The sequence below is a fragment of the Erythrobacter sp. RANMB8 genome, assembly GCF_056848235.1.
Map to the genome: position 1 here is coordinate 20,025 of NZ_JBREHG010000006.1, position 13,349 is coordinate 33,373.

7 protein-coding genes and 1 pseudogene are annotated in these 13,349 nt (G+C 66.3%); 4 read left to right on the forward strand and 4 right to left on the reverse strand.

Annotated elements, in window-relative coordinates; translation table 11 throughout:
- The first annotated feature begins 165 nt into the window (after positions 1–165).
- From malQ to ACU0AG_RS09655, 3 genes are all read left to right on the forward strand, one after another.
- Entirely contained in the window at positions 166–2,127 is a 1,962-nt protein-coding gene (gene malQ, locus ACU0AG_RS09645; RefSeq protein ID WP_482782067.1) for a 4-alpha-glucanotransferase, read from the forward strand.
- A gap of 42 nt (positions 2,128–2,169) precedes the next feature.
- On the forward strand, positions 2,170–2,586 hold the full coding sequence (locus ACU0AG_RS09650) for a DUF2946 family protein (RefSeq protein ID WP_482782068.1): 417 nt from the start codon (positions 2,170–2,172) through the stop codon (positions 2,584–2,586).
- Positions 2,587–2,664: 78 nt separating this feature from the next.
- Complete coding sequence (locus tag ACU0AG_RS09655) at positions 2,665–4,785, forward strand: TonB-dependent receptor domain-containing protein (RefSeq protein ID WP_482782069.1); 2,121 nt, start codon at positions 2,665–2,667, stop codon at positions 4,783–4,785.
- Positions 4,786–4,836: 51 nt separating this feature from the next.
- Here ACU0AG_RS09655 and ACU0AG_RS09660 read toward each other — a convergent pair.
- A pseudogene (locus ACU0AG_RS09660) lies at positions 4,837–6,249 on the reverse strand (helix-turn-helix domain-containing protein).
- A gap of 117 nt (positions 6,250–6,366) precedes the next feature.
- Between ACU0AG_RS09660 and ACU0AG_RS09665 the strand changes: the two are divergent.
- The gene (locus tag ACU0AG_RS09665) at positions 6,367–7,212 is read left to right on the forward strand and encodes a helix-turn-helix transcriptional regulator (RefSeq protein ID WP_482782070.1); all 846 of its coding nucleotides are present in this window, start codon (positions 6,367–6,369) and stop codon (positions 7,210–7,212) included.
- A 3-nt stretch (positions 7,213–7,215) separates the two neighbouring features.
- On the opposite strand, the gene ACU0AG_RS09670 is transcribed toward ACU0AG_RS09665, so the two are convergent.
- Genes ACU0AG_RS09670 through ACU0AG_RS09680 form a run of 3 tightly spaced genes read right to left on the reverse strand, consistent with a single transcriptional unit; the run spans position 7,216 to position 13,202 of the window.
- Entirely contained in the window at positions 7,216–8,763 is a 1,548-nt protein-coding gene (locus ACU0AG_RS09670; protein WP_482782071.1) for a sulfatase family protein, read from the reverse strand.
- Positions 8,764–8,775: 12 nt separating this feature from the next.
- The gene (locus ACU0AG_RS09675; RefSeq protein WP_482782072.1) at positions 8,776–10,071 is read right to left on the reverse strand and encodes a hypothetical protein; all 1,296 of its coding nucleotides are present in this window, start codon (positions 10,069–10,071) and stop codon (positions 8,776–8,778) included.
- Positions 10,071–13,202 (reverse strand): TonB-dependent receptor, encoded by a 3,132-nt coding sequence (locus tag ACU0AG_RS09680; protein WP_482782073.1) that lies wholly within the window; start codon positions 13,200–13,202, stop codon positions 10,071–10,073. Before ACU0AG_RS09680 ends, ACU0AG_RS09675 begins: the two co-directional genes overlap by 1 nt.
- Positions 13,203–13,349: the final 147 nt, after the last annotated feature.

Genomic DNA, 13,349 nt, shown 5'->3' on the forward strand with positions numbered 1-13,349 from the left:
GAGTGGAGGGCTCGCCCATGATGCCCCTTGCCCGCACACTAGCCACCTGCGGCGCAGTGCAGCAACGCCCGAATTGCCGTGACAGTCGTATTCATGGGGCAGAAGTGCCGCCGCTCGCTTGCCAGACGGCCTGCGCGGACCGATGCGGGGGCAAAGGAGGCCGCGATGGAGCATCTCACCGCATTGGCACAGGCCTGCGGGCTGGCGCGCGAATGGACCGATGTCGAAGGCCGCCGGCAGGTGGTGGGCGACGAGGCGCTGACCGCCGTGCTCTCGGCGCTGGGCCATGATGCGTCGAGCGAGCGCGGGATTGCCCGCAGTCTGGCGCTGGCAGAGGAACGCCGCAGCGCCCTGCCCGCGCTGCTGGTGGGCGATGAAGGCCGGGTCATCACCCTGCCCTTTGCCGCCAGCCGCGCCGAGATTACCGGAGAGGACGGCGTCACCCGCCCCTTGCCGGTGGAAGGCAAGCGGCTGACGGTTGCTGCCGCACCGGGCTATTACGACCTCGCGCTGGATGGTCACACCACGCGCCTTGCGGTTGCGCCGCCGCATTGCCCGCTGCCTGCGCAGACCCCGCGCCGTCCGTGGGGCGTATCGGTGCAGATTCCGGCGCTCAAGGGCGCCGCTCCCTCCCCCTTCGGCACCTTCGGGGAGCTGGCCGAAGCGGCACGGGCGTTCGGCGCGGCGGGGGCCGATGCGCTGGCGATCAATCCGGTGCACGCGCTGTTCCCTGGTCATGGCGAGGGGTACAGCCCCTATTCCCCCTCCAGCCGCCTGTTCCTGAACGGCGCGCTGGCCGATCCGGCGCTGGCGGGCCTGTCGCCGTTCGCGGCTGATGCAGGCACGCCGCTGATCGACTGGGCCAGCGCGATGCCGCAGCGGCTCGCACAGTTGCGCGGGGCCTTCGCGGCGCTCGATCCCGCCCGCCGCGCTGCGATTGCGGCAGAGAGCGATGCGATGCTCCGCCGCCATGCGCTGTTCGACGCGCTCGATTGCCATTTCCGCCCGCAAGGCGCGCATGGCTGGCAGGGCTGGCCTGCGGCGTTCCACGATCCGGCAGGCGCGGCGGCCCAAGGCTTTGCAGCGGAACACGCGGACGAGGTCGCTTTCCACCTGTTCGTGCAATGGCTCGCCCGGCAAGGGCTGGCGGCGGCGCAGGCGGCGGCGAAGGAGGCGGGCATGGCGATCGGGCTGATCGGCGATCTGGCCGTCGGGGTCGATCCTTCGGGCAGCGATGCGTGGAGCCTGCGCCATGCCATGCTGGACGGGCTGACCATCGGCGCGCCGCCCGATCCGCTCGGGCCGCTGGGGCAGAACTGGTCGATCACCGGCTTTTCTCCGGACGGCCTGCGCGAGACGGGATACGCGCCGTGGATCGCGATGATCCGCTCGGGATTGGCGGCAGGCGGGGGTCTCAGGATCGATCACGCCTTCGGCCTTGCCCGCCTGTGGGTGATCCCCGCCGGCGGCGCGACGCAGGACGGGGCTTACCTTGCCTACCCCTTCGACGATCTGGTGCGCCTCGCCACGCTGGAAGCGCACCGCGCCGATGCGCTGGTGATCGCCGAGGATTTGGGCACCGCCCCCCATGGCTTCACGCAGGCTGTAACAGAGCGGCGGATGCTGGGGATGCAGGTGCTGTGGTTCGAACGCGCCGCCGATCACGGCTTCATCGGCGCTGGCGATTACGAACCGCTCGCCGCAGCGATGACCGGCACCCACGATACCGTCACCGTGGCGGGATGGTGGCGCGGGCGCGATCTCGATTGGGCCGAGGCGCTGGGCCGCCTGCCCGAAGGCATGACCCGCGCCGAAGCCGGGGCGATCCGCGAATGGGATCGCGGGCTGTTGTGGTCAACGCTCGATCATGCCTCACCCCGCCCCGCGCCCGATGATCCCGCGCCGGTGGTCGATGCGGCGATCAGCCACATCGCCCGCACGCCATCGGCGCTCGCGCTCGTCGCGCTGGAGGATTTGCTGGGAGAGGCGGAACAGCCCAACCTGCCCGGCACCGTCAGCGAACATCCCAACTGGCGGCGGCGGATGGAGCTGCCGGTAGAAGCCGCCCTTGCCGATCCCGTCATTGCCCGCCGCTGCGAGCGGATTGCCGAAGCGCGCCGGGGGTAAGCTGGTGACAAGGCCGTGCCAGCGCTCTAAGGCGCGCGGCGGATGAAGCCCCCGCGTCGCCTTGCCCGTTTGCATTACCGTGCCCTGCTGGCCTTTGTGCTGGTGGTGCTGGGCGTGCAGGCGCTGGTGCCTGCGGGGTTCATGCTATCGTCTGGCGGCCAGCGTTTCCTGACGGTGACGATCTGCGCCGATGCCAGCGATACGCCGCGGCAGATGCGGATCGCCATCCCCAACACAGATGACACAGGCGGCCCATCCTCCAAGGCGGACGAAAAGCGCCAGCCTTGCGCCTTTTCGGGGCTTGGTCATGCCGCGCTAGGCGGGGCAGACCCGGTTCTGCTGGCGGCGGCGCTGGCCTTTATCCTGCTGGTCGCCTTTGCACCGCTCGATGCGCTCCCGCTGCGCGGAATAGCGTTTCTGCGCCCGCCACTGCGCGGGCCTCCCCTTCTCGCTGATTGATCGTCGCGGGCTTCGCGCTGCCGTCTGACGGCAGCCGGCTGCCGCTGCACATTTTCATCGAGACAGGATAGATTCACCATGACCATGCAATACGCACGCCGCGCAAGCCTGCTTGCCGGATGCACACTAGCGATTGCCAGCCCCGCGCTGGCCGAACACGCAACCACGCCGCAGAACCGCGAGGACGCGCTCACCGATACCATCATCGTCACCGCACGGCGCAGCGGCACGATCGCCAGCGATGCCGTCGCCGCGCCGCGCCAGATCGCGCTGCCTGCCGATGCCGCCGCAATCGCCGCCCGCGTCGCCGGAGCCGACCTTTTCGGCAATGGCGCGCTGTCGGGACAGCTTTCCTATCGCGGGCTTGCGGGCGAGCGGGTGCTGGGCCGGGTCAACGGCCAGCGCTTTGCAACCGGCGGCCCCAACGCGATGGACCCGCCGCTGCACTATGCGCCATCCATTCTCGTCGAGCGGATCGACGTTGCCCGCGGCGTCGCGCCGGTGGCCGAGGGGCCATCGCTGGGCGGCGCGATCAATGCCGAGCTGGTGCAGGCGCAGTTTTCGGGCAGCGAAAGCCTCGCTCCGCAGGCGCGCATGGCGGCACAATATCGCAGCGTGGACGACAGCTATGCCGCAGGCGGCCTTGCCGCACTGGCGAGCGAGCTGTGGCGCTTCGGCCTGATCGCCAGCCGCGAGCAGGGCAAGGACTACCGCTTCCCCGGCGGCACCGCTGTCGGCACGTCGTTCGAACGCAACCTCTACGGCGTCCATGCGGGCTTGCGCACCGGCGCGGGCGAGCTGTTTGTCGAATATCGCCGCAGCGAGACCGACCCTTCGGGCAACCCGCCCTTCGCGCTCGACATGGTCTATTTCGATACCGATTTCGTGCAGGGCGGCTTTCGCGGGCAGATTGCCGATGATGTCGGCCTGACGCTGAGGCTGGGCCATGTCGCGGTGCGGCACCTGATGGACAACCAGACTCTGCGCCAGCCGCGTGCCGTGCCGGCGCAGGCGCGGGCAAGCTTTGCCGATGCCGATACCATGACCGCAGAGGCAGCGCTGCGTTTCGGCGGTACGCGGGCCTATCTTGAGGCGGGCGCGGATGCCGAGATCACCGACCGCTTCGTCACCATCACCAACCCGACCAATCCCGCCTTCTTCATCGATTCCCAGCCCGATATCCGCGCCGAGCGGTTCGGGGCCTATCTCCAGTGGCGCGGGGGTGCGGGCGCGGTGCAGTTCGAGCTTGGCGGGCGGATCGACCGGACGCAGCAATCCGCGGGCGTTCCGCAACTGGGCAGCGCGGTGCCGATGGGGCCGCAGGGGCTGGCGGCGGCCTTCGCCGCTTCGGGCCGCAGCGCCGCAGACACCACCTTTGACGGTGTCGCCCGGCTGTGGATCGAGGGCGGCGCGCTCACCCCGCGCCTCACCCTCGCCCGCAAGACCCGCGTGCCGAGCGTGCTCGAACGCTTTGCCTGGCTCCCGACCGAGGCGAGTTTCGGCCTTGCCGACGGGAACATCTATGTCGGCAATCAGGCGCTGGAACCGGAAGTCGCATGGATTGCCGAGGCCGGGTTCGATTGGGATAATGACTGGCTGACGCTGCGCCCGACGCTGTTCTACCGCCGCGTCGATGGCTTCATCCAGGGCACGCCCTTCAATGCCACGCCGGGCGTGATCAATACCCCGGTCGAGACGGTCGCGAGCATGAGCGGCGATCCCACGCCCTTGCAGTTCCGCAACACCGATGCCGAGCTTTACGGAGCGGATCTGGACGTCGTGATGCGCCCGCTGGCGAACATCGAGGTGGCGGGGACGGCCAGCTTCGTGCGCGGGGCACGGCGCGACATAGCCGATGATCTCTACCGCATTCCGCCTGCGAACCTCAGGCTGTCGGCGACATGGTCGGACGAGCGGCTGGCGCTGGGGGCAGAAGTCTTCGCGGCCGCTGACCAGAACCGCGTCTCGCAGACCAATGGCGAGCTTGCCGGCGATGGCTATGCCACCATCGGCCTGTTCGCCCGCTATGCCCTGACAGGGGCGCTGGCGATCGAGGCGGGGGTAGAGAACCTGCTGGACGCGGCCTATGCCCCCCACCTTGCCGGGCGCAGCCGCGTGGGCGCTTCGGATGTGCCGGTGGGCGAACGCCTGCCGGGGCCGGGCCGCGGGGTCTGGGCGCGGGTGACTGCGCAATTCTGATAAGAAGGCACGGCGCGGCGGGGTGTGTCCGCCGCGCCGTTGCCTGCACAATCAGTCGATCAGGTGATAGGGCACGATCCGGCGGCGCAGCGGATCGACCGCGATCTTCTGGCCGCTGGGCGGATAGGCGCGCTGCTCGCAATCAGGACGCGGGCAGATGCGGCACGACACGCCGATGGGCGTGACCGCCCGCGCCGCGGCCAGATCAAGCCCGTCGGCATAGATGAAATCGCCCGCGTGCTGCACCTCGCACCCCAGCGCCACGGCATAGCGGCGCGGATTGCGGTCGAACCGGCCAGACGCCTTCACCAGCCCCTTGGCAATCGAGACATAGCGCAGCCCGTCAGGCGTTTCGGCCAGCTGGACAAGGATGCGGTCGGGGATCGCGGCGGCCTCGTGCACGATCCACAGCGGGCAGGCCCCGCCGAAACGGGCGAACTGGAAACGGGTGGCGCTGTGCCGCTTGGTGATGTTGCCGGCCATGTCCACGCGGCAGAAGAAGATCGGCAGGCCGCGCTCGCCCTCGCGCTGCATGGTGGACAGGCGGTGGCAGGTCTGTTCGAAACTGGTCTGGTAGAGCAGCGCCAGCCGGTCGACATCATGACGGAATTCCCGCGCTGCGCGGCGGAAATGGCCATAGGGCATCAGCACCGCGCCCGCGGCATAATTGCCCAGCCCCACCGTCAGCAATTCGCGCGCCACGGCACTGCGCAGCCGCGCCGAGGCGACGATATCGCGGATCACATCGCCCAGCGCGGTTGCGGCGAGATGATAGGCCAGCTGGAAGCGCACGCTCGCGGCAGGCTGGCCGGAATCGATCCGCAGCACCTGCCGGTCTTCGTCAAAGCTGCGCAGGCTGTCCGCCGGACGCAGATCGACCGCAATGCCGTGGGTCTGTGTAAGGTGCCGGTGCAGCGCATCAATGGTCGGCACCCCTTCTGCGCCCGATACCTCCGCCCCCAGCCGTTCGGCCGCGCGGTCGATCGGATCGACATAGTTGTTCGAAAGGTGGAACCAGTCGCGCACTTCCTCCCACGGCAGGCGCGAGCCTTCGTCGGTTTCGACCGAGATCGCCTCGTCCACCATCTCCAGTCGCTGGTTGGCGCGGCGGAAGGCTTCGTGCAGTTCGATGAAGCGGCGGGCGAAGGCGGGCTGTTGCTGCGCCAGCCGCGCCACCGCATCGGGCGGCAGCGGCGCATCGAACACCGGATCGGCCACCGCCTCGCGCAGCAGCAGCGAAAGCTGTTCGGCATCCTCGCCCGGGAAATCCTACCATTCGAGCGGGAACAGGCTGGCGACCCGTTCGATGAGGCGCGGGGTCAGCGGGCGATCATCATGTTCGATCTGGCTGAGATAGGACGGGCTGATGCCGAGTTGCTCCGCCAGTCCGGCCTGCATCAGCCCGCGCCTTTCGCGCAGCATTCGCAGCTGCGCACCTGCAAAGATTCTTGGCCGCGTTCCCATAGGGCATCGGTAGTTTGCAAAGCGGCACTTTGCAACTTTGCAAATTAACATTGGACGCGTGGGCCGAGTTGCGCAAGTCTCAGCCCCTCAGAGGACTTTCTTGCAGGGAGACTGCCAGTGGCCACCAATGTGCTGGAACTTCGCCGGTATGACCGCACCGGTCCTGCCCCGCAGGCCTACACCGATGCGATCATCCACACCCCGCACGATGTCCTGCCCGCCGCGCACCGGCTGGCGCGCAAGGTTGCGGGCCATGGTTTGCGGATCATGGTGTGGCACGATCTGGCGACACTGGCAGAGCCGGTCAGCATTGATGGCACCCCGCTCAATCTGGCCGCCTTCGGCTGGTCTCCGGACGAACTGGCCCCGTGGCACGATATCGACCGCGCCATGCGTTCGCCCCTGCTGCGCGCCGCACGGGTCGCGAGCGAGCCGCTGTGGATCGACCGCGCGGGCATCCACAGCCGCTCTGCCAACCGGCTGCTGGAGCAGATCGACCTTGCCGAATTCGATCACGCCCCCGCGCCTGCGGCGGGCATCGTCATTCCGATCCACATGCCGCTGGGGCAGGTGGGCGCGGCGATCCTGACCGCGGCTGAGGGCAACGACGATGATCTTGCCACCTGCTTTGCCGCCAGCGCCGCAGCGCTGGCACCGGCCATCTGGCAATTCATCACCGGCTACGCCAGCATCAGCCGCGATGAACGCTACCTGCCGACCGAAGGCCTGCTTTCCACCCGCGAGATCGAGTGCCTGAGCTGGGTCGCGCACGGCAAGACCGATTACGAGATCAGCATCATCCTCGGGTGCAGCCATGCCGGCGTGCGCTATCACGTGACCCGCGCCTGTGCGAAGCTGGGGGCGGTGAACCGCGCGCAATCGGTGTTCCGCGCCGCGCAGCTCGGTTATCTCGGCGTCCCGCTGGAACCGCGCAAATCCGCCACCGCCCGCGCCAGCGCCTAGCGCCTAGCGCGCCTTGCGAAACAGCTCGCGGTTGCCCCGTGTCGGCCCCGCGATGTTTTCGGGCCGTTTCCATTGCAGCCGCGCCGCACGGTCCTGCGCGGCGGCGCGCTGACGGCGCATGAAATCGCGCAAGGCGGCCCTGTCTGCGCGATTGTCGAAGGCTTCGAGCAGATAATCGCCGGTGCGCACCATCTGCGCCCGCGTCGCCGCACGCAGTTCCGCCAGCACTGCCGCATGGGCCGGATCGGCGGCCCGGTTGACAAGGCAATCGGGATCGACCGCGAGGTGGCACAATTCCTCCACCGGCGGGGCGAGATAGTAATCGAGCCGCGCTCTGATCGCAGGGTTCGCAGGCGCCTCGCGCACCATCGCCTTGAAGGCGGCATGGTTCATGTCGTCATTCTTCAGCGCATGCTCGCCGTCGGACCAGGCATTGAAGACATAGGCCCAGTCGCGGGAAACAGTGCCGCGCATCGGCACGGGATAACCGCGCGCGTTCTCGTCGAAACTGCCGAAGGCGTATCGCCGTTCGGGCGGGCGGCCTTGCAGCAACGAATGGCCGGTATAGTCCGGCCCTTCCGGCACAGGCACACCGGCCGCATCGAGGATGGTCGGCAGCAGATCGACGCTTGATACCAGACCGCTTTCGACAGTCCCCGGCGCGATCCGCCCCTGCCACCGCATCACCAGCGGGGTTCTGAGGCTGTTGTCGTAAACCGATGATTTGGCGAAAGGAAACGGCATGCCGTGATCGGACAGGAAGATCACCAGCGTATCGTCCTCAAGCCCGCTGGCGCGCAGGCGCGCCATGATCGCGCCGAAGGTATCATCGGCTCGCCGGACCGAGTTGTAGTAATTGCGCACATCGCGGCGGATCGCAGGGATATCGGGCAGAAAGGCGGGAACAGGAACCTCGCTTTCGGCAATGATCCGGCTGGGAGCAAAGGCATCCGCGCCAGACCGGGCCGCCTCGGCATCGTTGAAGTTCGGCTTGTGCGGATCGGCGATGTTGACCACCAGATAGAATGGTCGCGCCTCCGCCTTCGCCCGGGCGAACACGCTTGCACTGGCATCGGCGATCGCGGTGGCAGAGTATTTGCGCGCCGCACCGAAATTCGCCTGCATCTCCCAGTAACGCTTCGCCGCCGGTGCCGGATCGGTGTCCGCTGGCTTGTTGACCACGCCGGTGAGATAGCCGTTGCGGCGCAGCACATCGGCGAGCGGTGGCACCGCCGCATCGTCGATGTAGAAAAACCCGGTCGCCCCGGTCTGCTGCGGGTAGAGCCCGGTCTGGAGCGCCACCCGCGAGGGCGAGCAATTCGATGCGGCGACATAGGCGCGCTCGTATCGGCGGCCGGCCCTTGCCAGCGCGTCGATATGGGGGGTGATGTCGCGGACCGGCGCACCAAAGGCACCGACCGAATTCCAGCCCATGTCATCGACCGTGACCAGCAGGATATTGGCGCGGCGCGGGGCAGGTTCGTCGGCCCGCGCAAACCCGCTCACGGCAAAGACAGCGACAAGCGCGGCGAGGCAGGCGGGCCATTTCATCGCCGCCCCCGCCTATCCCGCTGTGGCTTTGGCAAGCGCATCCATCTTTTCGAAGCCTGAAGCCTTCAGCACCTCCAGCGCCTTTGCGCGAAACGCCTCCGGACGGGGCAGAGTGCCGGTGTCGCGGCAGGATTGCGTCACAAAGCCTTTCATCTGCTCCAGATAGGTCTGGTGCAGCGTGTAAAGCGCCCGCTTGCGCCCGGCCTCGTCGATCAGCGACATTTCCTTCGACGTGCCGTTTTCGGCGTATTCGTTGTTGTACATCTGCCAGATCAGCGCGAAGGGCAGATCGAGCGCGATCGCCGATTGCATCACGAAGCGGCTTTTCATGTATTGCTGCTTCACGGTCAGCGGCTTGTTCTTGTCGGCATGGTAACCGTATTCGCCGATGAACACGCGGCGTCTGAACGGCAGGCCTTCCTTCGGGCGCATCTGCCCTTCGAGATAGGCGAGCGTCTGTTCCAGCGGCTGGCGGATCGATGGCAGATCGGGCTGCGGCGATTGCTTGATCGCCTCGTAAGCCGAATAGGACACCAGATCGACATCGACTTCCGGCAGCACGCTGTGGGCGATGCTGGCGCGGCCCTGCATCGCCTTCTTGACGAGGTTGACCTCGATGTAGTGGTACACCGCAACATCCTTGTGCGGCACCGCTGCCTTCGCATTGTCGACCGCCAGCTGACGGATTTTCATCCACGCGATCATTCCGTCCACCGCGGTGGGCGACGGATCGAGTTCGCGGTTCTGGCGGCCCAGCAGCAGCCAGTCGCCTTCCCAGTTGCCGAGCATGAACACCTTGCCGGTGCCGGAATAGCGCTCCAGCAGCCAGGCGGTCAGGGCATACATCTCGTCATAATATTGCCGCGCCTCGGCCATGCTGACGCCGTCGCGCCATTTGGCATCGGTGAAGGAATGCACCCACGCCTGATAGACGGTGAAATCCATGTCCAGCGCCTGCTGCAATTCGGGCGAGGCTTGCAGGTATTCGAGCGTCGTCTTCGCGCTGCGCGCGGCCTTTTCGGTGCCGTAGTTCGGCGCCGCGCCCTGTGCGAAGGAGATCTTGAGCAGGTTGGAACCAAGGCCCCGCACCTGTCCGGCCTGTTCCAGCAACCCGTTGCCCTTGGTCAGCTGGTATTTCCCGCCGATGGCCTGCGTGCCGAGAACATAGTTGTAACTGCGCGCCGCCGCTTCGGGATCGGCGGCGCAGCTTGCCTCTGCCTGTGCAGCCGCAGGCGTGGACAGCGCCAACGCCGGGGCTGCCACCACTCCCCACAGCAGCGCAGCCCTGCGTTGACGCTGCCCCGCCATCAGAAGCTCACCTGAACGCCGAGGTTGAAGCGGCGTCCGGCCAGCGAGATGTAGTTCACCAGCTGTTCGTACTTCAGATAGCGGAAGGTGCCGGTGTTGGTGAGGTTCGTCGCATCGGCGGTGAAGCGGATGTTGCGGTTGAGATTGAACCGCGCGGCAAGGTCCAGCTGTCCGCGCGCCGCCTCGATTTCGGGCAGGGCTTCGGGCCGGGCAAAGCCAAGCTGCACGATCTCGCGCCGGGTAAAGGCCGATCGCCAGTTATAGGCAAGGCGCAGGTTGAACTTCTTGTCGTCGTAATAGGCCCCGGCGTTCCAGGTGTATTTCGACAGGCCCCGCCGTCCGATCGGATCGCCTTCCTGATCGCGCAGCTGGCTGTTCTCGTCGATATAGGTGAAGTTGCCTGTCACCCCCAGATGCCGCAGCAGGCCCGGCAGATAGTTGAAGGCATGGGCCGCGCCCGCTTCGATGCCCTTCAGCTTGGTGCCGCCGAAATTGCCGAAGGTCGTGACAGAGAACACCTCGCCGTTGATCTCGCGCTCGGTCGGCACGGGATCGCGGAAGATGGTGGTGTCGATGTTCTTCGCGAAAGCGGCGAGTGAAAGGTAGCTGCCCTTGTCGTAATACCATTCGACCGAAGCATCGAAATTGTCCGAATGCACCGGCTTCAGGAACGGATTGCCCGCCACACCGAAGCCCGCAAAATCGGGGTCAACGTCCGAACGGGTCAGTTCCAGCCCCGGCGAAATCTGCGTCAGTGCAGGCCGGCCCAGCGTGCGCGAATAGGCGAAACGGGCGACCAGCTGCTTCGACAGGCCGAAATTGAGGTTCGCGGTCGGCAGCCAGTCGTCATAGGTGTTGCGGAAGGTGACGATGCTGTAGCTGACCGGCGTGCCGGGATTGATCAGATACCCGGACGAGGTCGTCTTGGTCTCGACATAGCGCAGGCCCACATTGCCGAACACCGGCACCGAGCCAAGATCGGTGCTGAAGTTGGCCCGCAGATAGCCCGCGAGCGTTTCTTCGGTGACGCGGAAGCGTTCGTCCTCGATCTCGTAATAGCCCGATCCCGAAACCGGATCGATGGCGCGGATGTCGAACAGGTTGAAGTATTCCTGCACGCTGGCGATGTTGCAGCCTGCAGTCGATCCGAAGGTCATCGGCAGATTGCCGCCGAAGCGCCGCAGGATATCGGGGTTGCCCGCGGTGTTGAGGCAGGAACTCAGGAAGGTCGCGGTTGCCGCTGCGCCCGGATCGGTGGTGTTGGCAGGGTTGAGCGGCACCGCCCAGATATTGATCGACTGCACCGGATCGCGCACTTCCTGCCCGGCAATCGCCGCCACCCCGCCGCCTTCGTTGGGGTTTTCATAGCGTGCCCGCTCGAAGGTGCGCTCGGCCCAGCGCAGGCCCGCCTGGAACGACTGGAAGAAGCCGTTGCCCGGCTCCCACGTGGCGTCGAAACGCAGCGAATCGTCGGTGTTCTCGGTATCGGCAGCGTTGCGCTGGTACTGGCGGTAACGGTAGCGGTTGTAGCTGAGATCGCCGGGGTTGAGCACCACCAGCTGATCTTCCGGCACCACCGAGTTCACCCCGTAAAACGCCGAGGGGAACGGGTTTTCGTAGAAGGTGACGTTGGGGATCCGGTTATCGCCAAGGTCGAAATCGACGATGTTGTAGAAATCCTGGTTGTTGAACCGCGGGTTCGTGCCGCCCTGCTGTTCGATGCTGGCGCTAAGCTGCCCGAAATTGAGCGTGTTGGCGCGCCCGCGCGACGTTGTGCCCTTGGCATAAAGGGTCAGGTTGGGCGCCACATCCCAGGTCGCTTCGGCAGCGAATTGCTGGGATTCGCGCGAAACCTCGTTGATCGAAGGCGCCGCGCCGACGCGGGTGGTGAACGAGGCGAGCCGGCCCGAGGTGAGCACATAGACCGAGCCGAATTCCGGCGTCTGGCCCAGCTCTTCGAAGGTCGCGCCGGGGCCGCCGATCAGATAGCCCGAACGCGGGACGTTCGAGACAAGGTTCATGTTCGCCCCGGTCAGGGTTTCGTCAAGATCGGTCAGCACCGCATCGAGCCGGATGTCGAGGTTGGACGCAGGCTTCCATTGCAGGGTCCCGTTGAACGATTTGCGGGTATCGTCACGCACGCGCTCGGACACGCCGAAAGCGCCGGGGATGTAATAGACATCATCCGCATTGCTCAGCCCGTCGCCGTTGGGATCGTCAAAGGCATAGCGATAGGGGTTGGGCCGCGTGCCGCCGCCGGTGGCGTTGGGAATATTGGCGAGCTGGAAGAAGTTGTAGTTGAGCGCGGTCTGGTTCGCGCCGACGCTGGCGGGCGGATCGACATCGCCGGTCCTGCGGGTCCAGATGCCCGGTGCATCGATCACTTCATTGCCGCCATAGACATAGGCAATGCTGGCGATTTCCTTGTAGCCGACATTCATGATCAGCCCGAAATCGCCCAGCGGCGTATCGAGGAACTTCTTCTGGATGAACAGGTTGCCATCCTGCCGCTCAAGATCGCCGACCTCGGCATATTTGGCGGTGCCGGACAGGTTCACGATCAGATCGCGCTTGCCCTTGAGCGGGGCGCGGGTCTGAAGGTTGATCGTCCCGCCGAGCGAGCCTTCGATCTGGTCGGCGGTCAGCGCCTTGAGGATTTCGACACCGGCAAACAGTTCTGCCGGCAGGTCCTGGAAATTGACGCTACGGTCATTGCCCTGGCTGAGATCGACATCGCCCGTGCCCGAGGCAATCGCGCCGTTGATGGTGACATTGTTTTCGGAAAGGCCGCGCACCTGCACCTGCCGCCCCTCGCCATCATTGCCGCGGTTGACCTGCACGCCGGTGATCCGCTGGAGCGCTTCGGAGATGTTGTCATTGGCAAGCTGGCCGATGTCTTCGGCGTTGATCACGTCCTTGATCTCGGTCGCGTTGCGCTTGTCGTCGATCGCGCTCTCGATCGACTGGCGCACGCCGGCCACCACGATGACGTTTTCGGCGTCGTCCTGCGCGACCGATTCGGCCTGATCGGCGGGGGCGCTGTCCTGCGCCGTTGCGCCGGTGCAGGCGAGGCCCGCGACGCAGACAGCCAGGGCCAGTCTGGAGCCCGACGCGACGAGATGCTGCTTCATGTTTTCACTCCCCCGGCCTTTACGGCCTTATCGACAATCATTGTTTTATCGAAGGTTGCCCGACTGGCCGGCTGTTGCGTTTGCGCCGGATCGCCCGATCCTGCCCGCAGCACGCCGCCATCTCATCACCCCTCGTTTCTAAAGCTA